Annotated in this window: 22 protein-coding genes; 16 read left to right on the top strand and 6 right to left on the bottom strand. The window is 70.4% G+C overall.

The features are described from left to right. The first annotated feature begins 62 nt into the window (after nucleotides 1–62). The 3 genes from RAB70_RS04195 to RAB70_RS04205 all read left to right on the top strand — a co-directional run bounded on the left by RAB70_RS04195 (nucleotide 63) and on the right by RAB70_RS04205 (nucleotide 1,897). Nucleotides 63–536 carry a hypothetical protein gene (locus RAB70_RS04195; protein WP_148829951.1) on the top strand — a complete coding sequence of 158 codons (474 nt, stop codon included), beginning with the start codon at nucleotides 63–65 and terminating at the stop codon, nucleotides 534–536. Between the two features lie 118 nt (nucleotides 537–654). Next, nucleotides 655–1,317 carry a hemolysin III family protein gene (locus RAB70_RS04200; RefSeq protein WP_192578992.1) on the top strand — a complete coding sequence of 221 codons (663 nt, stop codon included), beginning with the start codon at nucleotides 655–657 and terminating at the stop codon, nucleotides 1,315–1,317. A 55-nt stretch (nucleotides 1,318–1,372) separates the two neighbouring features. Continuing rightward, a complete protein-coding gene (locus RAB70_RS04205; RefSeq protein ID WP_408068855.1) occupies nucleotides 1,373–1,897 on the top strand; it encodes a hypothetical protein in 525 nt (174 codons plus the stop codon). 37 nt (nucleotides 1,898–1,934) lie between these two features. Here the strand turns inward: RAB70_RS04205 and RAB70_RS04210 are convergent, their stop codons facing one another. The 3 genes from RAB70_RS04210 to RAB70_RS04220 all read right to left on the bottom strand — a co-directional run bounded on the left by RAB70_RS04210 (nucleotide 1,935) and on the right by RAB70_RS04220 (nucleotide 5,375). After that, nucleotides 1,935–2,843 carry a hypothetical protein gene (locus RAB70_RS04210; RefSeq protein ID WP_148829949.1) on the bottom strand — a complete coding sequence of 303 codons (909 nt, stop codon included), beginning with the start codon at nucleotides 2,841–2,843 and terminating at the stop codon, nucleotides 1,935–1,937. 53 nt (nucleotides 2,844–2,896) lie between these two features. Next, nucleotides 2,897–3,454 (bottom strand): lysozyme inhibitor LprI family protein, encoded by a 558-nt coding sequence (locus tag RAB70_RS04215; RefSeq protein WP_148829948.1) that lies wholly within the window; start codon nucleotides 3,452–3,454, stop codon nucleotides 2,897–2,899. A gap of 97 nt (nucleotides 3,455–3,551) precedes the next feature. Beyond that, on the bottom strand, nucleotides 3,552–5,375 hold the full coding sequence (locus tag RAB70_RS04220; protein WP_192578991.1) for a family 43 glycosylhydrolase: 1,824 nt from the start codon (nucleotides 5,373–5,375) through the stop codon (nucleotides 3,552–3,554). Between the two features lie 157 nt (nucleotides 5,376–5,532). Between RAB70_RS04220 and RAB70_RS04225 the strand changes: the two genes are divergently transcribed. The 7 genes from RAB70_RS04225 to RAB70_RS04255 all read left to right on the top strand — a co-directional run bounded on the left by RAB70_RS04225 (nucleotide 5,533) and on the right by RAB70_RS04255 (nucleotide 12,480). Continuing rightward, nucleotides 5,533–6,441: a DUF4424 family protein gene (locus tag RAB70_RS04225; protein WP_148829947.1), complete on the top strand. Its 909-nt coding sequence runs from the start codon at nucleotides 5,533–5,535 to the stop codon at nucleotides 6,439–6,441. A 158-nt stretch (nucleotides 6,442–6,599) separates the two neighbouring features. Beyond that, entirely contained in the window at nucleotides 6,600–7,994 is a 1,395-nt protein-coding gene (locus RAB70_RS04230; RefSeq protein ID WP_148829946.1) for an MFS transporter, read from the top strand. 97 nt (nucleotides 7,995–8,091) lie between these two features. After that, complete coding sequence (locus tag RAB70_RS04235; protein WP_017910776.1) at nucleotides 8,092–8,514, top strand: NUDIX hydrolase; 423 nt, start codon at nucleotides 8,092–8,094, stop codon at nucleotides 8,512–8,514. 385 nt (nucleotides 8,515–8,899) lie between these two features. Beyond that, nucleotides 8,900–9,715 carry an EcsC family protein gene (locus tag RAB70_RS04240; protein WP_192578990.1) on the top strand — a complete coding sequence of 272 codons (816 nt, stop codon included), beginning with the start codon at nucleotides 8,900–8,902 and terminating at the stop codon, nucleotides 9,713–9,715. A gap of 104 nt (nucleotides 9,716–9,819) precedes the next feature. Next, nucleotides 9,820–10,644: an NYN domain-containing protein gene (locus RAB70_RS04245; protein ID WP_148829945.1), complete on the top strand. Its 825-nt coding sequence runs from the start codon at nucleotides 9,820–9,822 to the stop codon at nucleotides 10,642–10,644. 73 nt (nucleotides 10,645–10,717) lie between these two features. After that, nucleotides 10,718–11,320, top strand: a complete 603-nt coding sequence (locus RAB70_RS04250; RefSeq protein ID WP_148829944.1) for a DUF938 domain-containing protein — start codon at nucleotides 10,718–10,720, stop codon at nucleotides 11,318–11,320. 377 nt (nucleotides 11,321–11,697) lie between these two features. Then, nucleotides 11,698–12,480 (top strand): hypothetical protein, encoded by a 783-nt coding sequence (locus tag RAB70_RS04255; RefSeq protein WP_148829943.1) that lies wholly within the window; start codon nucleotides 11,698–11,700, stop codon nucleotides 12,478–12,480. 322 nt (nucleotides 12,481–12,802) lie between these two features. On the opposite strand, the gene RAB70_RS04260 is transcribed toward RAB70_RS04255, so the two are convergent. Together RAB70_RS04260 and RAB70_RS04265 are read right to left on the bottom strand one after the other, a co-directional pair. Next, the gene (locus RAB70_RS04260; protein WP_225851721.1) at nucleotides 12,803–13,429 is read right to left on the bottom strand and encodes a hypothetical protein; all 627 of its coding nucleotides are present in this window, start codon (nucleotides 13,427–13,429) and stop codon (nucleotides 12,803–12,805) included. Nucleotides 13,430–13,700: 271 nt separating this feature from the next. After that, nucleotides 13,701–17,423 (bottom strand): indolepyruvate ferredoxin oxidoreductase family protein, encoded by a 3,723-nt coding sequence (locus RAB70_RS04265; RefSeq protein WP_148829942.1) that lies wholly within the window; start codon nucleotides 17,421–17,423, stop codon nucleotides 13,701–13,703. 190 nt (nucleotides 17,424–17,613) lie between these two features. Between RAB70_RS04265 and RAB70_RS04270 the strand changes: the two genes are divergently transcribed. Both RAB70_RS04270 and RAB70_RS04275 read left to right on the top strand, forming a co-directional pair. Next, nucleotides 17,614–18,225, top strand: coding sequence for a M48 family metallopeptidase (locus RAB70_RS04270; RefSeq protein ID WP_148829957.1), 612 nt, complete (start codon nucleotides 17,614–17,616; stop codon nucleotides 18,223–18,225). 211 nt (nucleotides 18,226–18,436) lie between these two features. Then, nucleotides 18,437–19,351 carry an AEC family transporter gene (locus tag RAB70_RS04275; RefSeq protein ID WP_043094054.1) on the top strand — a complete coding sequence of 305 codons (915 nt, stop codon included), beginning with the start codon at nucleotides 18,437–18,439 and terminating at the stop codon, nucleotides 19,349–19,351. A 237-nt stretch (nucleotides 19,352–19,588) separates the two neighbouring features. Here the strand turns inward: RAB70_RS04275 and RAB70_RS04280 are convergent, their stop codons facing one another. Continuing rightward, a complete protein-coding gene (locus tag RAB70_RS04280) occupies nucleotides 19,589–21,082 on the bottom strand; it encodes an AAA family ATPase (RefSeq protein ID WP_043094055.1) in 1,494 nt (497 codons plus the stop codon). A 127-nt stretch (nucleotides 21,083–21,209) separates the two neighbouring features. On the opposite strand from RAB70_RS04280, the gene RAB70_RS04285 reads away from it, so the two are divergent. Genes RAB70_RS04285 through RAB70_RS04300 form a run of 4 tightly spaced genes read left to right on the top strand, consistent with a single transcriptional unit; the run spans nucleotide 21,210 to nucleotide 24,966 of the window. Beyond that, a complete protein-coding gene (locus RAB70_RS04285; protein ID WP_148829576.1) occupies nucleotides 21,210–21,842 on the top strand; it encodes a ParA family protein in 633 nt (210 codons plus the stop codon). A 15-nt stretch (nucleotides 21,843–21,857) separates the two neighbouring features. Further along, nucleotides 21,858–22,334: a histidine phosphatase family protein gene (locus RAB70_RS04290; protein ID WP_010340932.1), complete on the top strand. Its 477-nt coding sequence runs from the start codon at nucleotides 21,858–21,860 to the stop codon at nucleotides 22,332–22,334. Continuing rightward, a complete protein-coding gene (locus RAB70_RS04295; RefSeq protein WP_017908882.1) occupies nucleotides 22,325–22,945 on the top strand; it encodes a YceI family protein in 621 nt (206 codons plus the stop codon). Before RAB70_RS04290 ends, RAB70_RS04295 begins: the two co-directional genes overlap by 10 nt. Further along, the gene (locus RAB70_RS04300) at nucleotides 22,945–24,966 is read left to right on the top strand and encodes a phospholipase D family protein (protein ID WP_148829577.1); all 2,022 of its coding nucleotides are present in this window, start codon (nucleotides 22,945–22,947) and stop codon (nucleotides 24,964–24,966) included. Before RAB70_RS04295 ends, RAB70_RS04300 begins: the two co-directional genes overlap by 1 nt. The last annotated feature ends 38 nt before the right edge of the window (nucleotides 24,967–25,004 follow it).

Here is a 25,004-nt window from a genome sequence, read left to right on the forward strand (position 1 = left end):
CGAGGCTTTCGCTACCCGTCGTGCAATGACGGACCCCGTTCACACACTCAGGAGCGAATGCCATGGTCACCGCCGAATTTCTGCAGGATAACGGCTTCAGCAACAAGGCGTCGGTCGACGCCAACGTCTACATCAAGGATGTCACCAAGGCCCTGCCGTCTTCCGGCAACCTGCATGCGCATCTGAAGGTGACATTTGCCGATGCGCAGCGGGTGGCGTTCGAGATCCACGGCACTATCCGCGTCGACGCAGACGCGCAGGCATTGGGCAAACGTAGTGGCGACGACAGCACCATCGGTCGCGCTCTGTGGGTGTACGCGGATGGCACGTTCCGCACGTCGGTCGAAGCCGCCTTTTGGCAGGAGCAGGGCGGCGTCACCCCGTCCCAGCTCAAGACCTATGCGCGTAAGCTGAAGGATCAAGTGCGGCAATGGGAGCAGGCACTGGAGCGCGAAGGTGCCGATAGCCATCCTTCGCCGGCAGGAAACAAGCGCGCACTCGACGATCTGGACACGCGCTATCCGCTCGGTAAGTAATCGCCAGCGCGGTCTTGGCAGGATGCTGCGCGTGGCGAAGCAGGGATCAGCCGCTACGCGCGTATCCTGTGCGTCCCCCAGCACCAAGGCACCGCTTCCCGGAGTGCCGAAGATCGCCTTGTCCGCATCGACTTCCTCGCCAGCCCCGCACTACCGCACCGCCGCCGCGCGCCGCGCCGATCTGCTCGTGCATGCCGCCGGCCTGCTGCTGGCCGTGGTCGGCGGCGCGCTGCTGGTCTGGCGCGCCCATGCCAACGACGCGCTGATCGTGGCCACCAGCATCTACGCGCTGGGGCTGCTGACCATGTTCGCCTGCTCGGCGGCGTACAACTTCACCCCGCCGCAGCGCCAGCCGGTGCTGCGCAAGCTCGACCACGCCGGCATCTTCGTGATGATCGCCGGCTCCTACACGCCGTTCTTCGTGCTGGCGCTGTCCGGCGCCTGGGTCTGGTCGATGACCCTGGCGGTGTGGGGCGTGGCGCTGTTCGGGGTGTTCGCCAAGCTGTTCCTGCCGGGCATCGCCAAGGGCTTCTGGGTGGCGATCTACCTGCTGCTGGGCTGGGCGGGCATGGCGGCGGTCAAGCCGATCGTGGCCGGGCTGGACACGCCGGTGCTGTGGCTGATCGCCGCCGGCGGGGCGATCTACACGGTGGGCGTGGCGTTCTACGTGCGCAAGTCGATGCTCTACAACCGCGCGATCTGGCATGCGCACGTGCTGGGCGGCGCACTGGCGCACTGGTGCGCGATCTGGCTGTGCCTGCGCCCGCTGTCGGCGACGTGAACGGTGGCGCCGATGCGCTAGAGATGGCCGTGCCGCGTCCGTAAGCTCGGGCGTCATGGACAGCATGCACACAGCGGATCCGACCGGCCGGCGCCTGCGCACGATGCTGGCAATCGCCTTGCTGGCGACGTGCGCGAATGTGCAGGCACAACAGGCCGCGCCCGCCGCACCGGCCGCTGCGCCGCCGCCGCCCTCGGCCGCACCGCCGTCCACATCCGACGCCGCTGCGCAGCCCGACATCCAGACCCTGGGCGAAGTGCGCGCGCTGCCGCCGGACGAGGGCGAGCCGCTGGACCTGTATCGCTTCAAGAATCCGGTGTCGCCCCCGCCCAACCGCTTCGACAAGGACTGGCGTCCGCCGCCCTCGGTGGAGCAGGTCAGCCAGAGCGGCGGCTACATCGCGCTCGGTGTCTACTACCTGGCCGGCAAGGCGGCCAAGGGCCTGCACGCGCTGACCGGCGGCCCCGACCAGGTCCAGGCTGCCGTCGCGCGGCCACCTCCACAGCTGAGCGAGGCCGAACTGCAACGCGCCATGAAGGTGTGCGCGGAACAGGGCGGGGGCTGCGCAGCGGGGCCGTGAGCGCGCCGCCGCATAAGCGTCGCCCACCTCGGCGACCTCAGCCGCAGGCCCAGTCCAATCGCAGGTGCTGGATGTCCAGTTGCGCGATGCCGCCGCCGAAGTTGTAGCCGCCGAAGGCCTCGTCGAACTCGATGTAGTACGGGCTGAAGTCCGGGATGCCCTGTATCGGGCGCATGGTGCCGCCGAGGTGGTTGATGGCGTGGCCGGCGGCCCAGTCGTGCTCGCGGTAGTGCTCGCGGCTGACCACGCCGTCCTGCCAGTAGTAGAACGGCTGATAGCCGCCGGGATCGGGCGCGTCGCCGAACGTCTCGCGCGGCGGTACGCCGGCATTGGGATCGTGCTCGCGCCGGCGCAGCCGCAGCGGACGATGCAGGGCGAAACGGTCCGACGCCTGCGGCAGCGGCACGCTGCGCGCGTCCCACGCTTCGCATACTGTCGCGCTTCCGACCTGCAGCCATTCCGGCGGCGGCGTCTGCTGCAGCAACGGGCTGTCCACCAGCGGCGGCGGTCGGCATGGCGCGCCATCCACCTCTTCCTGCCGCAGCAGGATCAGCGCATAGGCGCAGTCCAGCAGGTCCTGCATGCGCCGCAGCCGCGGGTGGGCCTGCAGCGCGCGTTCGCGGAACGGTTGCAGCGCCGGGTCGGCCAGCGCCTGCGCGGGCGTGGCGATCGCGGCGTGCATCCCGTCCACTGTTCCGGCCGGGCCGCCGTCGTTATGGTCCGGCGCGGTGGCGAAGAACGACACCGCGACGATGTCCGGGCCGTGCACGCGGTAGTCCGGTGGCAGCCGCAGGGTGAAGCCGTGCTGCATCGGATAGCCACTCCACGGATCCAGCGGCCATTGCGCCGCGGCGATGCCCGGCGGCAGGCCGAAGCACCAGCCGTCGCTGTCGGGAGCGGGCGCGCCGTCGTGCCAATCTCCGGGTTCGATGTCGTAGGCGTGCACGGGCGTCTTCGACGGATCGCAGGGTGTGGTGGAGGGTTGACGCGACCGCGCCCTCAACGCCCGCCGCGCGTATAGCCTTCCAGTTCGTCGGCGCGGGAGCTGATCCGGCGCAGGGTGGCTTCGGCGCTTTGCAGGCCCGCCTCCTGGCCGCGTGCGCCGAACGCACGGTCGAGCTGTGCGGCCTGGTCGTTGGACTGCTGCCAGGTGTACTGCGCGTCCATCAGGCGGGACCGGTCGGTACCGCTGATGCGGTAGCGCAGCTTGTCGTAGGCGCGGTCCAGGCGCTCCTGCTGCACGCGCTGTTCGCGCTGGATGCAGCGCCGGCTCTCGTCCAGGCCCTGGGCCTGCTTGCGGCAGTCGTGGTAGGTGGCGGACAGGCCATCGCTCGGTGCAGCGGCGTCGGCGCCGGCCGGCGGCATCTGCTGCAGTTGCTGCTGCATCTGCTGGATCTGTTGGGCCTGCTGCTGCAGCAGGCGCTGCTGTTGCTGCAGTTGCGCATCGCGCGGGTCGGTCTGCTGCGCGGCGGCACTGCCGCACACGCCGGCGACCATCGCGGCGATCAGCCAGGCGCGCAGCCGGCGCTGGCGCTGGGTTCCCTGGTGCTGGTGCATCGTCCTTCTCCTTCGATCGGCAGCCGATCCTGCCGCGCGCCGCATCGCCGGTGCGCGGTCGAGGTGGGGCCAAGCATACGGGAAGGCGGTGATGGCTTCATGGCACGGCGATGCGGGCGCTCAGCGGGGAGACACCGCGCTCGTCGAAGGCTTCGACGGCGAACACGTAGTCCTGGTCGCGGTTCAGCGCCCGGATCTCCAGGTCGGTGCCGCGGTCGGCGAACACCTGGTAGGTGAGGTTGAGGCGGTCGGCACGCAGGCCCCAGCGCACGTTGTAGCCGACCGCGCCGGGCACCGCCTGCCAGTGCACGCGGGCATTGCGGCGGTCGGCATCGCGCTGCGCGACAACGCCGGTCGGCGCCGGCGGCGGGGCGCCGTCGGCGTTGCCGAACACGCGCAGGTCGCTGATCGCCAGGTGGGCGGCGCCGACGTGGCCGTGCACGTAGCGGATGTAGCGGGTGCGCACCGGCGCGGGCAATTGCAGGTAGGCGTTGGGCCGGTCGCGGCGGTCGGCGCCGTCGCCGACCTCGGCCAGCGGCAGCCAGTGGCGGCCGTCGCGCGAGTGCTGCAGCCGGAACGCGGTGTAGATGTCCGGCGCATCGCCGTAGCGGCCGGCACGGTAGTCGGCGAAGTTGACCTGCACCGCGCGCACGCTGCGTTCCCCGCCCAGGTCCACGGTGAGGGTCTCGCCGGGCGTGTTGCGTGCGGCCACCCAGTAGCTGCGCGGGTCCTCGTCGGTGGCGCGGTCGGCGGCGAAGCCGTCCAGGGTGGACGAGGCGGTGGCCGGCTTGCGGTAGGACAGCAGCATCCAGCCGGTGAACAGCGCCTCCGGGTCGGCCACCGGGCCGTCCGGCATCCAGTGCGGGAAATCGCCGAAGCGGGTGGACACGCGCATCTGCCCGTCGGCGGCGAACGCGGCGGGGAACAGCACGATGCGCCGTTCGAAGGTCCAGTTGGCGCCGATCCAGGCGGTGCCGCTGTTCCACCAGTTGCCGTGCGCGTCCTGGAAGGTGGAGCCGTGGCCGGCGCCCTGCATGAAACCGCCGGGCTTGTACGCCACCGGGTTGTACGCCGCATAGACGAACGGGCCGAGCGGGTGCTCGCCGACGTACACGCCGTTGGCGTAGGCGTTGTACTCGCTGCCGGGCGCGCCGTACTGCAGGTAGTAGCGGCCGCCGGTCTTGGTCATCCAGGCGCCTTCCAGGTAGCTGCCGATCGGGCTGCCGTCGGGGAAGCGGGCACCGCGGTGGTCGGGGCCGAAGCGCTCCCAGCCGTGCTGCGCCGGGTCCAGCGCGAGCAAGGGCGTCGGCACGCCGCGGAAGGCGAACCCCTGCGCGTTGCGATCCATGGCGATGCCATACAGCGGATAGCGGTCCGACGAGCCCCAGTACAGGTACCACTGGCCGTCGTCGTCGATGAACAGGTCCGGGTCCCAGGGGCCGGGCGGCACGTCGCTGAGCGGGCGGCCCTTCATCTCGGTGCCGATCGGCTGGGCGCGCGGCAGCTTGGGCAGCAGCCGGGTCAGGAAGTCGAGCTTGCCGCTGGCCGGGTCGCGGGTCTGCAGCAGCGGGCGCGGTTCGAAGGCCGACTGCATGATCACCAGGCGGTCGCCGTCGGCCACCACCGCCGGTGCGACGATGCTCTCGAACGGCCAGCGGCTGGGCGTGACGAACTGCCAGTCGAGCAGGTTGCTGGAGCGCCAGTAGCCGTCGGCCAGCGTCTGGAACAGATAGTAGGCGTCGCCGAAGCGCACGAACACCGGGTCGGCGCCGGTGCGGTAGGAAATGCCTTCGTTGAGTTGCTCGAAGTTGTAGCGGTAATCCAGGTCGATCGGATTGGCGTAGCTGCGCTGGCCTGGCGCCTGCGCCGCGGCCAGCCCGGCGGACGCCAGCAGCGCCAGCGTTGCGAATGCTCTGAACATGGCGATGGCCTTCCCCCGTGGCGGCGCCGGCTACCGTAGCAAACGCAGCGGCAGGGCGCGATGCGGCAGGCCATGCCGCCGCGGTTACCATGGCGCCCGCCCGTTCCCCGCTGCCGTGCTGCGGCCGCGGCGCCTTCCCTCGCCGACCGCCGACTCCATGACCGCCAACGTTTCGCCGCGCCGCCTGCTGCCCGTGTTGTTGTCGTCCTTGCTGTTCGCGGCCGCTGCCGCCTTCGCCAACGACAGCAGCATCGGCGACGCCAATGGCTCCATCGAACTGATCCGCCAGCCGGACATCCGCATGAGCAAGGAAGACCTGTTCATCAGCGAGGAGCGGGTGCAGGTGGACTACGTGTTCACCAACACCAGCACGCGCGAGCTGCTGGTGCCGATCGCCTTCCCGATGCCGCCGATGTACTTCGGCATGGCCGACCACAGCGCGCTCACCGACTTCAGGCTGTGGGTGGACGGCAAGCCGGTGCGCACTGAGCGCAAGCTGGTGGCGAAGCTGGACGGCAGCGACATCTCGCGCGCCTGGGCGGCCAGCGGCTGGACGCCGGACGACCTGGCCGAGTATGTCGAGGGCGGCACCGTCCCGGCCGGTCGCAAGCCGTTGCCCGCGCGCTGGTTCGACGCCGACGGGCAGCCGCGCTTCACCCTCAGCGAGTACTTCGTCTGGCAGCAGCGTTTTCCCGCCGGCGGCACGGTGGCGATCCGCCACAGCTACGTGCCCAGCGTCGCCACCGGCGTGCCGATGCCGGCCAGCGACCTGATCGGCGAGTACGCCAAATCCACCTGCCTGGACGCCGCCACCCAACAGCGCCTGCGTCGCCGCGCCGGCGCCAACGGCCTGCAGTGGAGCAACCTGCGCTACGTGCTGCGCACCGGCGCCAACTGGAAGGGCCCGATCCAGGACTTCCACCTGACCCTGAAGAAGCGCGCGCCCGGCGACCTGCTCAGCCTGTGCTTCGACGGCGAGCTGCAGCGCCTCGATGCGCTGACCTTCGAGTTCCGCCAGCGCGACTTCGTGCCCGAGCGCGACCTGGACATCCTGTTCCTGCGCTGACGCGCCATCGGCGCCCGCAGCGGCCGGCCGCGCCGAAGCCGACATCCGGCTGAACGCCGATGCGGCGCGGTCGGCAGTTTCGACCCGACGCGGTGGCGCGCGCGGCGGCGGATCGGGCAGCATGCGGCGGCGCGATCCCTCCCCCAGGACCTGCCCGCATGCGCGATGCCGCCGTTGCCGCTTCCGATCCCGTCGCCCTGGTGGCGGCGCGCCTGGAACGCCTGCCGCCGACCCGCAGCCTGTGGCGCCTGGTCGCGCTGCTGGCGCTGGGCGGCTTCTTCGAACTGTACGACCTGTTCCAGACCGCCTACCTCAGCCCCGGCCTGTTGCGCGACGGCATCTTCGCCGAGGGCGCGGCCGGCGTGTTCGGCATCGCCGACCAGGCCGCGTTCGCCTCGGCGACGTTCCTGGGCCTGTTCCTCGGCGCAAGCCTGCTCAGCCCGCTGGTCGATCGTGTCGGGCGCCGCGCGGTGTTCTCCTTCGCGCTGCTCTGGTACTGCGTGGCCACGGTGGCGATGGGCCTGCAGCACAGCGCGCTGGGGGTGATCCTGTGGCGCGGCGTGGTCGGCATCGGCCTGGGCGTGGAACTGGTCACCATCGATACCTATCTGTCGGAAATGGTGCCGCGGCAGATGCGCGGCGCTGCGTTCGCGCTGGCGTTCTGCCTGCAGTTCCTGGCGGTGCCGGCGGTGGCGTTGAGCGCCTGGGCGCTGGTGCCGCACGCGCCGCTGGGCCTGAGCGGCTGGCGCTGGGTGGCGCTGCTCAGCGGTGGCTTCGCGCTGGCGGTGTGGTGGCTGCGCAGCCGTTTGCCGGAGTCGCCACGCTGGCTGGCCACCCAGGGCCGCCACGCCGAGGCCGACGCGGTGCTGCAGCAGCTGGAAGCGCGCTGTACCGCCGACCTGGGGCGGCCCTTGCCCGCACCCGAGCCGGCGTCGGCGCCGGCCGCGCCGACGCCGCAACTGTCCGCGCTGTGGCAGCCCCCGTACCGGCGCCGCATGGCGATGCTGGTGAGCTTCCACATCTTCCAGGCGATCGGCTTCTTCGGTTTCGGCAACTGGTTGCCGGCGCTGCTGGCGCGGCAGGGCGCCGACAGCGTGCACGGCCTGGGCTACGCCTTCGCCATCTCTTTGGCGTATCCACTGGCGCCGCTGCTGCTGATCGGCGTGGCGCAGCGCTGGGAGAACAAGTGGCAGGTGGTGGTGTCGGCGCTGGGCGCGATGCTGTTCGGGCTGCTATTCGCCTGGCAGAGCCAGCCGCTGCTGCTGATCGCCTGCGGCGCGGCGGTCACCTTCTGCAATGCCTGGATGAGCTTCGCCTATCACGGCTACCAGGCCGAACTGTTTCCCACCGCGCTGCGCGCCCGCGCGGTCGGCTTCTGCTATTCCTTCAGCCGCCTGTCCACGGCCGCCAGCAGCCTGCTGATCGGCATGCTGCTGGACCGCACCGGCCACCGCGGCGTGCTCGCCTGCATCGCCGCCAGCCTGCTGATGGCCGCCGCGGTGGTGGGCCGGTTCGGGCCGCGTACGCACCAGCGCGCGCTGGAGCGGATCTAGGCGTGTGGGATATGTTGAGACGCGCGCGAAGTGGCCTGGCGCACATCGAGGCGTGCATCGCGTTCAGACTGGCCCTTTACCTACCGCGGAGGACGTCATGCAACCGTTCAACGGCGCCAAGCTGGCGCTGCTGTGCGACGACGCGCTGCTGGTGTACCAGCGCGATGTGAAGCCGGAGATTCCCTGGCCGGGACTCTGGGACCTGCCTGGCGGCGGCCGCGAGGACGACGAGAGCCCCGAGCGCTGCGCTCTGCGCGAACTGCAGGAGGAGTTCGGCCTAGTGCTGGAGGAAGACAGGCTGACCTGGGGCCGCTGCTATCCGTCCCTGCAGCCCGGGTCCCTGCCGAGCTGGTTGTTCGTTGGCCGCCTGAGTTGTGCCGAGATCGCCAGCATCCGCTTCGGCGATGAAGGCCGGGGGTGGCTGCTGATGCCCGTGGCCGAATTTCTCGCCCATCCCCAGGCCGTGCCCCATCTGCAGGAGCGCCTGCGCGACTACCTGGCTCAGTGCGTGCAGGGGTAGCTGGTCTGGCCGGCCAGTCGTTGCCTGCGATACGAGAAGCGGGTTTACAGCGTGCGTCGCGGGGCATGCAACCGCCGCGATGACGGCTGCCTCTGCAGCGCCGATCCTGCCACCTTGGGCCATGGCCAGTTCGGTGGACCGGCGCGATGTCGCCGGGGCCAGGGCGCCACGCTTGGCCTGGCGGTGGACCGGCCGTACTGTCTGGACCGCGCCCGGCGCCGCGTGGGCCAGACGCAGGCGCGGTGTGCGGCAGGGGCCTGCCTCAATTCCGATCACGCGTTCCGGCCGCGCGATTCCTTAACGTCCCGCACCGGTCATCGTCCCTCGACACCATGCCGGGGCGGCTCGGTGCATGCTGTCGCCTCCCTCGCCACGAGCTTCAGCCATGACCTCGCTATTGCCCGTCCCCGTGATGGATGCCGCCGACCACCGCGACCTGGCCCAGGCGCGCGCCCTGCTGGAACACCCGGGCCTGGCGGCGAAGATCGCCAATGCGGTGGGCGCGCCGATCGAGGCGCTGATCAACAAGCGCCTGCCGAAACTGCTGTCCTCGCGCATCGATGCGGTCAGCCAGCGCGCGCTGCGGGTGGCGTTGCGCTCGGCACTGCTGACCCTGCGTGGGCAGGCGCCGGAACGCGCACGGCCGCGCCTGCATGGCGCCGCGGTGGCGGCGACCGGTGCGGCTGGCGGCTTCTTCGGCCTGCCCGGGCTGGTGGTGGAACTGCCGCTGACCACGACCTTGATGCTGCGTTCGATCGCCGACATCGCCCGCGCCGAGGGCGAGCGCCTGGACGACCCGGCGACCGCCCTTGCGTGTCTGGAGGTGCTGGCGCACGGCGGCCGCAGCCACCGCGACGACGGCAGCGAATCGGGCTACTTCGCGGTGCGCGCGGCGATGGCGCAGCAGCTCAGCGCCGCGGCGCAGTACATCGCCGCGCACGGCCTGGGCAGCAAGGGTGCGCCGGTGCTGGTATCGCTGCTGTCGCGCATCGCCGCCAAGTTCTCGGTCACGGTCAGCGAGAAGCTGACGGCGCAGGCGGTGCCGCTGGTCGGCGCGGCCAGCGGCGCGCTGCTCAACACGGTGTTCATCTCGCACTTCCAGGCGATGGCGCACGGCCACTTCATCGTGCGCCGGCTGGAGCGCCGCTACGGCGAGGCGGCGGTACGCCAGGCCTACGAGGCGTTGCCGGCAGGGCAATGAGCCATGGCGGTCGCCGCGTTGCGCTGGCTGTGGGCAGCGCGCGCTGGCACAGTGGTGGCCGCCGCCACGCTTCTCCCGATCTTTCTTTGCCGCAGGTGCACGCCATGAAAACCCGCCACCGTTCCGACAGCGACGACGACCAGCCACGGCTGGCGGTGCTGATCGACGCCGACAACGCGCAGCCCTCGGTGATCGAAGGCCTGCTCGCCGAAGTCGCCAAGTACGGCCTGGCCAGCGTCAAGCGCATCTATGGCGATTTCACCAGCACGCGCATGACCCAGTGGAAGCAGGCGCTGCTGAAGCATTCGATCAGCCCGGTGCAGCAGTTCGCCTACACCAGCGGCAAGAACGCCACCGACAGCTCGCTGATCATCGACGCGATGGACCTGCTCTACACCGGCCGCTTCGACGGCTTCTGCCTGGTTTCCAGCGACAGCGACTTCACCCGCCTGGCACAGCGCCTGCGCGAGGAAGGACCGACGGTGTACGGCTTCGGCGAGCGCAAGACCCCGGATGCGTTCGTGCAGGCCTGCGACAAGTTCATCTACACCGAAGTGCTGCGCAGCGAGGCCAGCGCGGCGGAGCCGGCCAAGCCCGCCGCTGCGGCCGCCAAGCCGGCGGCCAAGGGCCGCAAGAAGCCGGCCGCGACGCCGGCCAAACCCGAGCCGACGCCCGCCGCCACCGAGACCAAGCAGGCGCCGCTGACCCTGCTGCGCCAGGCCATCGAGGAAGCCTCCGACGACCAGGGCTGGGCCGGGCTCGGCAGCGTCGGCAGCTATCTGAACAAGGTGCGGCCGGATTTCGATCCGCGCCTGTATGGGCACAAGAAGCTCAGCGACCTGCTGCGCCGGCTGTCGTCGCACTTCGAACTGGAGGAGCGCGGCAACGAGGGCGGCGGCAAGCGCATCTTCGTGCGCTCGCGCGGATGAGCTGTCAGCCGCTGCCATTCGCACTGGTGCGTGCCGTCGTGGCGCGCAATGGCACACACAGGTGCACGACACGATGAGCGATCGACCCTACGCCCCGTCCTGCGACCGCAACCGCGATCCGATCCTGCAGGTGCTGCAGCGGCAGTTCGCCGATCGTCGCCAGGTGCTGGAGATCGGTAGCGGCACCGGCCAGCACGCGGTGCATTTCGCCGCGGCGCTGCCGCAGCTGACCTGGCAATGCAGCGAGCGCGCCGAGCACCTGCCCGGCATCGCGCAGTGGCTGGAGGTGGCGGCGCTGTCGAACACGCCGCCGGCGCTGGCGCTGGACGTGCGCGAGGGGCCGTGGCCGCGCACTGGCTACGATGCGGTGTTCACCTCCAATACCTTGCACATCATGGGCTGGGACGCGGTGCAGGCGTTCTTCGCCGGCGTCGGCCAACTGCTGGCAAACAGCGCCGACGGCATGCTGGTGGTCTACGGCCCCTTCAACTACGGCGGCGCCTTCACCAGCGACAGCAATCGCGACTTCGATGCGTGGCTGAAGGCGCGCGACCCGGCCAGCGGCATCCGCGATGCCGAGGCGGTGGACGCGCTGGCCCAGGCGCAGGGCCTGACGTTGCAGGAAGACGTGGCGATGCCGGCCAACAACCGCTGCCTGGTCTGGCGCCGCGGCTGAGGCAGGAGCGCCACCCGGCGATGTCTTGGCGTCGTGCGGGTGCGCGATCGAGCAGACGGATACGCCGTGGGCGCCCAATCTGACTGCGTCAGCCATGTCGTGACGGTGCATGCGCCAGCGACGCGGAGTGCGCGGTCGTACCGAATACGCCGACGTGCTTGATGCAGCACTGTCTTGGCCGGTTCCATGCCTGCGCTGCATGGCGGGCGACGCAGTAGGCGTTGTGTCCAGGTGACGAAGCCGCACTCTCTCCCTCATCACGGGTTCACTGCCGTGCCACGGCGGATTCACCGCGCGCTTGCGACTGTGCGCCGACACCCGCCGCCGCCGAACGGGCCTGCAGCCGGTGCTTCCTTCCTTCGCCACGGAGCATACCCATGGACAACAACGACAAAGCCCGCGATCTCAATCGCGATCCGATTTCCGGCACCCCGGGTTCGCATCCGGTCGGGGTCGGCATCGGTGGAACCGCCGGGGGCGTGGCCGCGGGCGCGCTGGCCGGCACCGTGTTCGGGCCGCTCGGCACCTTGATCGGCGCGGCGGTCGGCGTGGTGGCCGGTGCGGCGGCGGGCAAGGGCGTGGCCGAGCGCATCGACCCCACCGGCGAGGATGCGTACTGGCGCGAGGAGTATCGCAACCGCGACTACGCCAAGGCCGATTACGACTACGACCGCGACTACGCCGCGGCCTATGGCCTGGGCCTACAGGCGCGCGAGCAGTATCCCTCGCGCACCTGGGACGAACACGAGCGCGAGCTGTCGCACGACTGGGGCACGCGCCGTGGCGACTCGCGCCTGGAGTGGGACGAGGCGCGGCTGGCCGCGCGCGATTCCTGGGAGCGCGCCGACGCCACCTATCGCACCTACGAGGACAGCGACCGCTACTACGCCGATCGCTTCGACACCGTGGACTACCGCGAGACCGACAGCAGCTACGACGACTACCGCCCGGCCTACCGCTACGGCGTGCAGGCGCGCAGCCGCTACCGTGACCGGATCTGGGACGACCGCCTGGACACCGACCTGGAAAGCGGGTGGGAGCGCGCCAAGGATCGCTCGCGGCTGAGCTGGGCACAGGCCAAGGCGGCGGTGCGCGAGGCCTTCGATTCCGATCGTTACGATCGCCCCGGCCGAGGCAATCCGCCTGATCCGCGGGTCTGATTCGACGTTCGTTGCGTTGAATGGCAGTAGGTGGAGTTGCCACCGGGCACTCGACCGAATCGCATCCTGATACAACACAGCGGCCGCTGCATAGGGCCGCTGTGTCGTATGCGGAGTCTACGGAAGCAACCATGTGGGAGGGACTTCAGTCCCGACGCGCAGACCCTTCCGTCATCGGCAGCATCGCGATCGACCGGGATCCATCTGCATGGTAGTGGTGGGCGGAACGTCGCTGGCACCGGCTGCATCGTCACCGGGTGACATGGCAGGTCGCGGTTGAACATGGCAGGTGGCGGTTGAAGTTGTTCCTGCAGCCTGGCCCCTACAGTCTGTCCGATGTCGGCGAGCGCGCTGGAGGTTGCTGAACCTTCGGTTGCAACGGATCGTCCGCCTGCGCCTCTTCCTCTGCCTCGGCCTGTGCCTCCGCCTCCGCCTCCGCGTCTTCCTTCGAGGCGGCATCCCACCAGGCCGGCGCCGCCAGCGGTTCTTCTCCATAGCCGTTCATGCAACCTGTTCGTTGCTGCTCCAGGCGCTTGTAGTCCAGGGTGAGACGCTGCACGTCCTGTTGCTCTGGCCACTCGGTGTAGGCGAAGTAGCCCTCGTACTGGTTGCCATTGATGCAGGCGATATACGAATCCGCCCGCAGCCCGGCTGCCTGAAAGACCAACACCCGCGCTTCGCCGTTGCGATCCAGGCGGCCATGGAAGACCGTCCATTTGCCCGACGCGCAACTCGCGCCGGAGATCCCCATGTAGCTCAGACACGGAATCGACCACACGTCCTGCTGGACGCGGATCCTAGCGCCCGAGAGTGGCCGATCGGGTCCCGCCACGACACGGATCGTGATGAACCGCGGCATGATCCAGGGGCCGGCGTGCTCCGCCAGTAGGTAGAACAGCAGGATGGCGCCCACCAGCGCCACGCATGCGAGTTTGAGCAAACGCTTCACGCGATGTTCCTTCGAGGGTGATGCGGCCGTGGATCGCTGGCGATCCACGCAACATGCGGATGATGCCCAAGGCCGGCCGCCCTGGGCGATGCTGCCGTCCTGCGTGCGGCTGGAGTCGGGCCGCGGCTGCAGCCACTACTGCAGCAAATGCACGGACGCCATGGAACGCGGCAGAGCAGCAGGCGCAGCGCCAGCCGCGCCGCGTTCGGTCAGATGCCCTCGATGCTGCCATTGCGCCGCCGCTGCAAGGTGGCGGGCGTTCGTCTCCCGCTCAGGCCGCCTGCACGATATGCAGCGCCTTCGGGTTGCGCCAGGTCGCCAGCAGCCGCGCTTCCTGTTGCTTGGCCTCGTGCAGGTGCGCTTCCTTGACGTGGCCGTAGCCGCGGATGTGTTCCGGGATGCTGGCGATCTGCACCGCCAGCGCCAGGTTGTCCGCCTGCAGCCGCTGCAGCAGTTCGTCCACGGTAGCGAGGTAGTCGGCGATCAGTTGCCGTTCGCCGCGGCGCTCGGCGCTGTAGCCGAACACGTCGAAGGCGCCACCGCGCAGCCGGCGCAGCTTGGCCAGCCACTTGAACGCGGTGAACATCCACGAGCCGTATTCGCGCTTGCGCAGCCGGCCGTGTTCGTCCTTCTTCGCCAGCAGCGGCGGCGCCAGGTGGAAGCGCAGGCGGTAGTCGCCTTCGAACTGCGCCTGCAGCTGCTGCGCGAACGCGCCGCTGGTGTACAGCCGCGCCACCTCGTACTCGTCCTTGTAGGCCATCAGCTTGAATGCATAGCGCGCCACCGCTTCGGTCAGCGCGGTCGAGGCCGGGGCCACGCGCTGTTCGGCAGCGCGCACGCGCTCCACCAGCGCGGTGTAGCGTGCGGCGTAGGCGGCGTCCTGGTAATCGACCAGGAAGGCGTGGCGGCGCGCGACCAGCTCGGGCAGCGAGCGCGACAGGCGGCTGTCGTCCAGCGGCGCGTGGCCGGCCTCGCCGCTCTCGGCGGCGGCCGGCAGCTCGCGCGCCGGACGCGGATTGGCGGGATTGCGCGGCGCGGCGCTGGCGCCGGCCTCGTGGCCTTCCCACTCGCCCGGCGGCAGCTGCTGCAGCCCCGGCGCCTGGCGTTCGCGTTCGTCCGCGGCCGGATCGGCGAGACCCGCCGCGCGTCGTACCGCCGGCAGGTCCAGCGCCGCCAGGCGGCCCCAGGCGAAGGCCTGCTGGTTCATCGCCACCGCCGCGCCGTTGAGCTCGATCGCGCGCATCAGCGCCGCGTGCGACAGCGGCACCAGGCCCTGCTGCCAGGCGTAGCCGAGCATGAACAGGTTGCTGGCGATGGCGTCGCCGAGCAGCGCGGTGGCCAGCTGTGTGGCGTCGAGCAGCAGCGGATCGCGCCCGCCCAGCGCCAGGCGCACGCCGGCAATGATCTCGGCGGCCGGGAACTGCATGTCCGGGTGCGTGGTGAAGGTGCCCGGCATCGCCTCGTAGCTGTTCAGCACCACCTGCGAGCGATCGCCGCGCACCTTGGACAGCGCCCAGTAGTCGTTGACCACCACCATGTCGCACCCCAGCACCAGGTCGGCCTCGCCGGCGGCGATGCGCACCGCGTGCAGGTCTTCCGGTTGCCGCGCAATGCGGATATGCGTGGTGACCGCGCCGCCCTTCTGCGCCAGGCCGGTCTGGTCGAGCACGCTGGCGCCCTTGCCCTCCAGGTGCCCGGCCATGCCCAGCAGCGCGCCGATGGTGACCACGCCGGTGCCGCCGACGCCGGTGATGAGGATGTTCCAGGGCTGGCTCAGGTCGCTGCGGAAGCTTGGTGTCGGCAATTGCTCCAGCAGCGCCGCGGCCTCGGCCTTGCGGCCCTTGCGCGGCTGCCCACCGTGCACGGTGACGAAGCTGGGGCAGAACCCGGACACGCAGGAGTAGTCCTTGTTGCAGCTGGACTGGTCGATCTGGCGCTTGCGCCCGTACTCGGTCTCCTTCGGCAGCACCGACACGCAGAAGCTCTTCTCGCCGCAGTCGCCACAGCCTTCGCAGACCAGCGAGTTGACCAGCACCCGCTTGGGCGGGTCGGGCAGCTTGCCGCGCTTGCGCCGGCGCCGCTTCTCGGTGGCGCAGGTCTGGTCGTAGATCAGCACGCTGGTGCCCTTGACCTCGCGCAGGTGCCGCTGCACCGCGTCCAGCTCGCTGCGGTCGTGGAACTCCACCTCGCTGGGGAACAGCTCGCGGCGCCGCGTCCACTTGCCGATGTCGTCGCTGACCAGGGCGATGGTGTGCACGCCTTCGGCACGCATCTGCCGGGCGATGTCGGGCACGCTGAGGGTGCCGTCCACCGGCTGTCCGCCGGTCATCGCCACCGCGTCGTTGTAGAGGATCTTGTAGGTGATGTTGACGCCGGCGGCGATCGACTGGCGGATCGCCAGCGAGCCGCTGTGGAAATAGGTACCGTCGCCCAGGTTCTGGAACACGTGCGGGGTGTCGGTGAACGGCGCCTGCCCGGCCCAGGTGACGCCTTCGCCGCCCATGTGGGTGAAGGTGTCGGTGGCGCGGTCCATCCACGTCACCATGTAGTGGCAGCCGATGCCGCCGAGCGCGCGCGAGCCTTCCGGCACCACCGTGGAGGTGTTGTGCGGGCAGCCGGAGCAGTAGTGCGGCACGCGCGGGAAATTGGCGCGCGGCAGCGCCATCTCGGCTTCCTTGGCTTCCATCCAGCGCAGCCGTTGCTCGATCGAGTCGGTGTTCACCGCGGCCGACTGCGGCAGGCGCAGGATGCGCTTGCCGATCACCCCGGCGATGGTGGCCGGAGTCAGTTCGCCGGTGGACGGCAGGATCCATTCGCCGGCCTCGTCGTACTTGCCGACGATGCTCGGGCGCGGGCCGGCGCTGGCCGGCCAGTTGTAGAACTGCTCCTTCATCTGCCGCTCGATGAAGGCCTTCTTCTCCTCCACCACGACGATGTCCTGCAGCCCGCGCGCGAACGCGGCGATGCCCAGCGGCTCCAGCGGCCAGGTCATGCCGACCTTGTACACGCGGATGCCGATGCGCGCGCAGGCGTCCGCGTCCAGGCCCAGGTACTCCAGCGCCTGCAGCACGTCCAGGTAGCTCTTGCCGGTGGTGACGATGCCCAGCCGCGCCTGCGGCGCATCCATCACCGTGCGGTCGATGCCGTTGGCGCGGGCGAAGGCCTGCGCCGCGCGCACCGCGTAGCGATGCAGGCGCATTTCCTGGTCCAGCGGCGGATCCGGCCAGCGGATGTTGAGGCCGCCCGGCGGCAGCTCGAAATCCTCCGGCAGCACGATCTGCCGCGCGAACGGATCTACCTGCACCGAGGCCGAGGACTCCACCGTCTCGGCGATGGTCTTGAAGCCGATCCAGCGCCCGGTGTAGCGGCTCATCGCCCAGCCGAGCAGGCCCATGTCGAGGATGTCCTGCACCCCGGCCGGATTGAGCACCGGCATCATCGCGCTGACGAACTCGTCCTCCGAGCCGTGCGGCAGGGTCGAGCTGCGGCACGCGTGGTCGTCGGCGGCCAGCGCCAGCACGCCGCCATGGCGCGAGGTGCCGGCGGCGTTGCCGTGCTTGAACACGTCGCCGCAGCGGTCCACGCCCGGGCCCTTTCCGTACCACATGGCATACACGCCATCCACGCGCGCGCCGGGGAACAGGTTGGTCTGCTGCGTGCCCCAGACCATGGTCGCGCCCAGGTCCTCGTTGAGTCCGGGCTTGAACACCACGTTGGCCGCGTCCAGATGCTTGCGCGCGCGCCACAGTTCCAGGTCGAAACCGCCCAGCGGGCTGCCGCGGTAACCGCTGACGAAGCCGCCGGTGTTCAGCCCGGCGGCGCGGTCGCGCAGTTGCTGCATCAATGGCAACCGCACCAGCGCCTGCACCCCGGACAGATAGATGCGGCCATCGGTGCGGGTGTACTTGTCTTCCAGCGTATAGCGGGTGTCCACGCCGTCGGCGGCCGCTGCGGCGAGGGAGGACGACGGACGCGGATCGGCGATGCGGTTCATGGCTTGCCCGGAAATGGAAGGCTGGCGGGCGCGCAGCGCCTGCCGCGCGCGATCGCCCCGATTGTATCAGCGGCGATTTTTGCGCCCGTTCTCGTCCACGCCGGCCGTGGCGGGGTAGGATGGGACCCGGGTGAGGGGATCACTCCAGGGGATTGCAGCAGTGAAGGCATATACATACGCAGTGGCCGCGATGCTGGCCTGCATCGGCCTGGCCACCGCGGCCAGCGTGCGGGCGCAGGCATTGCCGGCACCGAAAGAGTTCTACTTCGACGAAGACCGCGGCACCACCCGTCCGGTCACCGCCATCGCCGGTAGCGGCGAGGCCCTGGTGGATCGTCTGGCCAGTGCCGTGCAGCGCGATCCCAACGCCAACGAGGCGCGCGCGCAGCTGGCCGGCATCGCCATGGCCGGCGGCCGCCAGGAACTGGGCGAACAGCTGTATCAGGCCGCGTTGCATGCGCTGCCTGCCGGCGTGCAGCGGCGCCAGGTGCAGTGGAACTACGGCTGGGATCTGCTACGTGCCGGCGACCCCGCGCGCGCGCTGGCGCAGTGGAGCGCGCTGGTCAACGGCCGCCCGGCGGCGCCGGACTGGCTGCCGCCGACCCTGGCGCTGACGTTGTGGCGCCTGCAGCGCAAGGACGAGGCGGTGAAGTGGTACGCCGCGGCGGCGCGCACCTGGCCGGACAAGTGGGGCGCCACCGCCGATTTCGCGGCGTTGCTGCCGGCCTGGCGCGACGACGAGCGCGCGACCCTGGCCGAAGTGCAGGCCGCCTGGAAGGCCGCGCCGCCGGCCTGGCCCTGATGCACGCGGGTCCAGGAAGCACGACGCGGCCCGCGCGGGTGGCCGGCGCAATCTAGGGTCCGGGTGTGCCCGGTCGCACAGCGCACCGTGTCGTCGCGCCTGCGCGTGCTGGGCGCAGGCCAGGTGCGGCTTCGGTCGCGCGATGCCTCGACGGCCTGCGTGCGCATGCCATGCGATGATGCCGCGTACCCGCTGATTTCGTGCTGTGCCGATGGCTTTCGATGCGTTCGCCCTGATGTTGGTCATGCTGGCGCTCGGCAAGCTGTTCGCGCGTCAGCGCGTCCTGCCGGCCAACACCACCGAGGTGCTCAACGGGGTGGTGCTGTACCTGTGCCTGCCGGCCTCGGTGCTGATCTACGTGCCGCGCCTGCAGTTCAATCTGGAACTGCTCGGATTGATGCTGACGCCGTGGCTGCTGACCGGCGTGAGCGCGCTGGCGATGCTGGGCTTGCGCCGGCCGTTGCGGCTGCGCCGGGATCAGCAGGCGGTGCTGCTGCTGTGCGTGGCGCTGGGCAATTCCAGCTTCATCGGCTACCCGATGGTGCGCGCGCTGCTCGGCGAGGCGGCCTTGCCGTATGCGGTGGTCTACGATCAGTTCGGCACCTTCGTGCTGCTGTCCAGCTTCGGCCTGTACGTGCTGGCGCGCTACAGCGGCGAGGCGCCGCCGTCGCCGCGGCAGACGCTGTTGCGCATGGCGCGGTTCCCGCCGCTGTGGGCGCTGCTGTTCGCACTGACCCTGATGCCGGCGCAGCCGCCGGCGTGGATCGCCTCCGGCCTGCAGCACCTGGCCGACGCGATGCTGCCGCTGGTGATGCTGGCGGTGGGATTCTCGATCCAGTTGCGCTTGCCGCGCGAAGAATTGGCGCCGTTGGCCGCCGGCCTGGTGCTGAAGCTGCTGGCGCTGCCGGCCCTGGCCTGGCCGCTGTCGTGGGTGCTGGGCCTGCGCGGGCAGGCGCTGCAGGCCAACGTACTGGAATCGGCGATGCCGACCATGATCACCGCCGCGCTGCTGGCGATCTCGCATCGCCTGGCGCCGCGCCTGGCCGCGGCCCTGGTCGGCTACGGGATTCTGCTGTCGCTGGTCACGTTGCCGGCGTGGGCGTGGTTGTTGGGGGCGTTGCGGTAGCGGCGATGGCACGTCTCGCCGCAAGGTGTCGAGGTTGAAGGACGGCGCCTCGATCGGAATGGCGCGCGCGTCGTACCCTCATCCGCCCCTTCGGGGCACCTTCCCCCAAAAAGGGGGCCGTGGTCCCGACGGGAGAAGGGAGAAGCAAAGCCCCTCTCCCCCCGGGAGAGGGGTTGGGGTGAGGGTCGGGCGCAGCCTCGCATAGCGGCATCGCCCGTTGTCACCAACCGCCCGCCGCTAATCCGCCGGCACCGTCCGCCCGCTGGCCCAGCTGCGCAGCGCCTGCACCTGTTCGGCCATCAGCACCGACAGCGGTCGGGTAGTGCGGATCTCCTGCATCAGCAGCTCGGTATCCAGCGGCCGCTGTTCGGCGTGCGCGGCATACAGCCCGGAGACGATCGCCTGCTCGATCTCGGCACCGGAGAACCCGTCGGCGGCGGCAGCCAAGGCCGGTAACGCGAACGCGTCCGCATGCAGCTGCCGCCGCGTCAGGTGCAGGCGCAACAGCTCCACGCGCGTCTGCGGGTCGGGCAGGTCGACGAAGAAGATCTCGTCGAAGCGGCCCTTGCGCAGCAGTTCCGCCGGCAGCTCGTGCACCTGGTTGGCGGTGGCGACGATGAACACCGCGGCGCTGCCGTCGGCGCTGCCGCGTTCGGCCATCCAGGTCAGCAGCGTGCCGAGCACGCGCCGCGATACGCCGCCGTCCTCGCCGCCGCTGGCCAGGCCCTTCTCGATCTCGTCCATCCACAGCACGCACGGCGCCAGTTGCTCGACCGCGGCCAGCGCGTCGCGCAGATTCTTCTCGGTCTCGCCGTGGTACTTGGCGTACAGCGCGCCCATGTCCAGGCGCAGCAGCGGCACGCCGAACCCCGCCGCGGTGGCCTTGGCCAGCATCGACTTGCCGCAACCCTGCACGCCGAGCAGCAGCACGCCCTTGGGCGGGTCCAGCCCCGGCGGCGCGGTGCCGGCGAACACCGCGCGGCGCTGTGCGATCCATTGCTTGAGCCGGCGCGCACCGGCCACGTCCTCGAAGCGCGTGGCATCGTTGTCGTACTGCAGGTGGCCGCTGCGGTTGAGCAGTTCGAACTTGAGCTTGGCCAGTTGCGGCAGGTCGGATGCGGTGAGCGCGCCGTCGGCGTAGATCAGTTGCCGGGCGATGCGCCGCGCGTCGATCAGGCTGAGCCCGCGCAGGTTGCGCAGGATCTGCTTGACCGCCTCGCCGTCGACCTCCACCCGGCGTCCGCCGAACTCGCGCGCATAGCCCAGCGCCTCCTCCTGCACCATCTTCAACAGGGCGTTGGCATCGGGTAGGCGCGGATTGAAGCGGGTCGCCAGCGCTTCCAGCTCGGCCGGCAGCTCGATCCGCGTGCCGATCAGCACCAGCACGTGCGGCTGGCAGTGGCGGCGCTCGACGATGTCGCGCAGCAGGCGCTGGTGGCTGGCGTAGCCCAGGTACGGGGTGACGTCGAGCAGCAGGTAGATGCCGCGCTGATCGGCCTGCTTGATCGCCTGCAGCACCGCGCTGGCATCCGGCGGCCCGCTCGGCGGGTCCTCGCGGTCCAGGTCGATGCGGCGCAGGCCCTCGGTGATCGACCAGCGGTGCAGGGCGCGCCAGACCTGCATCAAGGCCTGCCGGAACAGGTCGACGATGCGCGCCTCCTCCTGCGTCTCGATCACGATCAGGGGCGTGTTGGCGCGGATCAGCGCGACCAGGTCCTGCAGCTCGCTCATGGCATCGGAAGGCGAAGGGGGCCGCCACGATAGCAAGCCCGGCGGCTGGCGGCGTGCTGCGCGTTGACTACCGGCTGACGTAGGGCCGGTGTACGCTCCGGCTTCTTCCCCCGGAAGCGAGGCGTGCATGAAGACGATCCTGGTGGCCGGCTCCAAGGGCGGCGTGGGCAAGACCACGGTCGCCACGCACCTGGCGGCGTCCTACGCGCTGGCAGGCAAGCGCACGGTGCTGGCCGATGCCGATCCGCAGGACTCCTCGACCCGCTGGGCCGAACGCCGTGCCGGGCTGGACAGCGCGGTGCTGCCGATCGACGCCAGCCGCAAGCGCAGCTGGCGCGCGGCGCTGCCCGACGACGCGCAGCGGGTGATCGTCGATGCCCCCGCCGGCGCCATGGCCGAGGATCTGGGCCACTTCCTCGACGAGGCCGACGCAGTGGTGGTGCCGGTGATGCCGTCGGCGCTGGACATCGAGGCCACCGTCGGCTTCCTCAACACCCTGGCCAAGGTGCCACGGGTGCACCAGCGCAAGCTGCCGGTCGGGCTGGTGCTCAACCGCAGCAAACCCTGGACCAATGCCACCCAGCAGGCGCTGCAGATGCTCGGCGAATGGCCCTACCCGGTGGTGGCGCAACTGCGCGACAGCCAGGCCTACGTGGTGCTGGTGGGGCTGGGCCGCAGCCTGTTCGATTACCACTCCGTCCAGGTCCGCGACCACCAGCAGGACTGGGAACCGTTGCTCAAGTGGCTCAAGAAGGCCTGACCGATGACCATCGTTTTGCGAGAAGTGATCCTGCTGCGCCATGCCCACGCCGAACCGGCCGACACCGGCCAGGCCGATTTCGACCGGCCGCTGTCGCCGCACGGCCTGGCCGAGGCCGAAGCCGCCGGGCGCTGGCTGCTGGAGCAGCGGCTGGTGCCGGACCGGGTGCTGTGTTCGCCGGCGCGGCGCGCGCGCGAAACCCTGGAGGCGGTGCTGGAGCTGACCGGCTACGTCGAGCAGCGCCTGGAGCCGCGCATCTACGAGGCGACCTCGGGCACCCTGGCCGATCTGCTGGACGGCCACCGCGACGTCGAGCGGCTGTTGCTGGTCGGCCACAACCCGGGCCTGGAGCGGCTGGCGGCGCTGATGCACAGCGGCCAGTCCGGCGACTACCGCGGCATGCCCACCGCCAGCGTCGCCGTGCTCGGGGTCCCGCACGACGCGGCGATCGAGCCGGGCGTGGCGCGCTTGACCGCGTTCTGGTGGCCCTGAGCCCGCTGCGCAGGTTCCTGCGGCCGGCGCTGTGCGCCGCGCTGCTGCCGTTGTGTCTGTGGTGCGCCGTCGGCCACGCGCAGGTGACGCCGGCCTTGCTGGCGCCCGGCGAATACGCCCTGGACCCGGCGCAGTCGCGCTTCGGGTTCGAGATCCGCACCCGCTTCGGCCAGCGCATCGAAGGCTTCTTCCCGCGCTACGAGGGCACCGTGCACGTGCTGCCCGATGGCCGCCACCAGGTGCACCTGCGCCTGTTCACCGCCTACGTGGAAATCCCCGGCAAGCCGCGCTACACCGGCTGGATGCGCGGCGAGGATTTCTTCGACGCGCCGCGCTACCCCACCGTGTCCTTCGACTCGCAGCCGTTCTCGCCGCAGGTGCTGGGCAAGGGCGGGCCGATCCCCGGCATCCTGAGCATCCGCGGGGTCAGCCACGCCGAGACGCTGACCGTCATGCCGGCCGCATGCACCCGCGCAGGCTATGATTGCGACGTCATCAGCCGCGGTACGGTATTGCGTGGACGTTACGGAATGGACAAGTGGGATCTGGCCTTGAGCGACCGGGTCACCTTCGTGCTGCGCGCACGCCTGACCGAGGCGGCCACTCGGTGATATCAAAATTGATGCGGGTGCTGGTGGTGGTGGCGCTGCTGCTCGGCAGCGGCTGCGCGAGCCTGTCGCAGGCGCAGCACGGCCGCGCCGTGGCGATCGCCGAGGCCGCGCGCGACCGCCAGGTCGACTGCACGCGCGGGGACCACTGCGCGCTGGCCTCGCCGCTGCGCGGGCTGGCCGGCAAGGCCTTCGCCCAGTCCGGCGCCGGCGCGCCGCGCCACTACGCCACCATCCTCGACCACGGCGAAGAGGCGCTGGTGGCGCGAGTCAACCTGATCCGCAGCGCCAGCCGCAGCATCGACCTGCAGACCTACATCTTCGACAAGGACGACAGCGCGCGGCTGGTGATGGACGAACTGCTGGCCGCGGCGCGGCGCGGCGTGCAGGTGCGCGTGCTGATCGACCAGCTCTCGGCGATCTCCGACCTGCAGATCCTCGGCGCCCTGGCCGGCGCGCACGAGAACTTCTCGCTGCGCATCTACAACCCGACCTTCGGCCTGGCCAAGCCCAACTACTTCCACTACGCCGCCAGCGTGCTGTGCTGCTTCCGCCGCTTCAACCAGCGCATGCACAACAAGCTGCTGGTGATCGACGATGCGATCGGCGTGGTCGGCGGGCGCAACTACCAGGACGACTATTTCGACTGGGACGCCGAGTACAACTTCCGCGACCGCGACGTGCTGGTCGCCGGCCCGGTGGCGCGGTCGATGGCCGCCAATTTCGACGCCTACTGGGCGGCCCGGCGCAGCGTGCCGGTGGCGCGGCTCAACGACGTCGGCAAGCTGCTGCTGCGCCAGGGCGTGCCGGCGATGCCGCCGGCGCAGTTCCTGCGCCCGGAGCGGGTGCAGCGGGTCAGCGAGGAGGCGTCCGATCCGGCCTTCGTGGAGAACGCCTTCGTGCTGCCGGCGCTGCCGGTGAAGCATGTGGACTACGTCGCCGACCTGCCGCAGAAGCACCGCCGCGAACACGGCCCCAAGGCCATCTCCACCGCGCCCAAGCTCGACCGGCTGATCGCCGACGCACGCCAGGAAATCATCCTGCAGACGCCGTACCTGGTGCTGTCGGACCCCGCGCAGGAGATCTTCCGCGACCTGCGCAAGCGCACCCCGCCACCGCGCGTGGTGGTGGCCACCAACAGCCTGGCCGCCACCGACAACCCGGTGGTGTATGCACTTTCCTACAAGTACAAGCGCCGCAACCTGCGCGAACTGGGCTTCGACATCTACGAGTACAAGCCGTTCCCGCTGGATGCGCCGGTGGACTACGCCAACCTGCTGCCGGCGCCGTTGCAGGGCGAGGTGCCGGCCACGCCGGCCAGCGGCGAAAACGCAGGCGAGCACGGCGGCGGCGATACCGGCAGCGGGCGCAACACGTTGCTGGGCGGCAGCGCGGCCGGACGCAGTTCGCTGCTGGGCAGCGGCAGTGGCGGGCCGTCCGGGAGCCGCGGCGACGGCAGCCAGGTCGCGCGCCGCGTGCTGCGCACCGAGACCCGTCCGTCGTACCTGAGCCGGCGCATCGCCAACCGGCCGCTGCCGGTGACCCGCGAGGGCGCGCGCATGGGCCTGCACGCCAAGTCGCTGGTGGTGGACCGCCGCGTCGGCGTGATCGGCACCCACAACTTCGACCCGCGCAGCGAGACCTACAACACCGAGGGCGCGGTGATCGTCGACGATCCGGCGTTCGCGCAGGCGCTGGCGGCCAGCATCGGCCGCGACATCGAGCCGGAGAATTCCTGGGTGGTGGCGCCGCGGGTCAAGCCGCCGGTGCTGTCGGGCCTGAACTACAGCATGGGCAAGGTCTCCGAGGCGCTGCCGGTGCTGGACTTCTGGCCCTGGCGCTACGCCACCGACTACGAATTCCAGCCCGGCCCCGACTGCCCGGCGCCGCTGACCCGGCGCGACCCCGGTTTCCACCGCTGCTACAGCGCGGTCGGCGACTTCCCCGAGGTCAACGTCGGCCCGAAGTGGCTGCTGGTGCGGATGTTGACCGCGTTCGGCTCGGGCTTGGTGCCGATTCTCTGAGGGGCGGGGATTCGGGATTGGGGATTGGGGATTCGTAA

It is taken from the genome of Xanthomonas sontii, from assembly GCF_040529055.1.
In the GTDB taxonomy this organism is placed as follows: domain Bacteria; phylum Pseudomonadota; class Gammaproteobacteria; order Xanthomonadales; family Xanthomonadaceae; genus Xanthomonas_A; species Xanthomonas_A sontii.

Excerpts from the sequence above, each read along its gene's own strand:
- RAB70_RS04195 (WP_148829951.1), top strand. The coding sequence starts at position 63 with ATGGTCACCGCCGAATTTCTGCAGGATAACGGCTTCAGCAACAAGGCG.
- RAB70_RS04205 (WP_408068855.1), top strand. The coding sequence starts at position 1,373 with ATGGACAGCATGCACACAGCGGATCCGACCGGCCGGCGCCTGCGCACG.
- RAB70_RS04215 (WP_148829948.1), bottom strand. The coding sequence starts at position 3,454 with ATGCACCAGCACCAGGGAACCCAGCGCCAGCGCCGGCTGCGCGCCTGG.
- RAB70_RS04220 (WP_192578991.1), bottom strand. The coding sequence starts at position 5,375 with ATGTTCAGAGCATTCGCAACGCTGGCGCTGCTGGCGTCCGCCGGGCTG.
- RAB70_RS04225 (WP_148829947.1), top strand. The coding sequence starts at position 5,533 with ATGACCGCCAACGTTTCGCCGCGCCGCCTGCTGCCCGTGTTGTTGTCG.
- RAB70_RS04230 (WP_148829946.1), top strand. The coding sequence starts at position 6,600 with ATGCGCGATGCCGCCGTTGCCGCTTCCGATCCCGTCGCCCTGGTGGCG.
- RAB70_RS04235 (WP_017910776.1), top strand. The coding sequence starts at position 8,092 with ATGCAACCGTTCAACGGCGCCAAGCTGGCGCTGCTGTGCGACGACGCG.
- RAB70_RS04240 (WP_192578990.1), top strand. The coding sequence starts at position 8,900 with ATGACCTCGCTATTGCCCGTCCCCGTGATGGATGCCGCCGACCACCGC.
- RAB70_RS04245 (WP_148829945.1), top strand. The coding sequence starts at position 9,820 with ATGAAAACCCGCCACCGTTCCGACAGCGACGACGACCAGCCACGGCTG.
- RAB70_RS04250 (WP_148829944.1), top strand. The coding sequence starts at position 10,718 with ATGAGCGATCGACCCTACGCCCCGTCCTGCGACCGCAACCGCGATCCG.
- RAB70_RS04255 (WP_148829943.1), top strand. The coding sequence starts at position 11,698 with ATGGACAACAACGACAAAGCCCGCGATCTCAATCGCGATCCGATTTCC.
- RAB70_RS04265 (WP_148829942.1), bottom strand. The coding sequence starts at position 17,423 with ATGAACCGCATCGCCGATCCGCGTCCGTCGTCCTCCCTCGCCGCAGCG.
- RAB70_RS04270 (WP_148829957.1), top strand. The coding sequence starts at position 17,614 with ATGCTGGCCTGCATCGGCCTGGCCACCGCGGCCAGCGTGCGGGCGCAG.
- RAB70_RS04275 (WP_043094054.1), top strand. The coding sequence starts at position 18,437 with ATGGCTTTCGATGCGTTCGCCCTGATGTTGGTCATGCTGGCGCTCGGC.
- RAB70_RS04280 (WP_043094055.1), bottom strand. The coding sequence starts at position 21,082 with ATGAGCGAGCTGCAGGACCTGGTCGCGCTGATCCGCGCCAACACGCCC.
- RAB70_RS04285 (WP_148829576.1), top strand. The coding sequence starts at position 21,210 with ATGAAGACGATCCTGGTGGCCGGCTCCAAGGGCGGCGTGGGCAAGACC.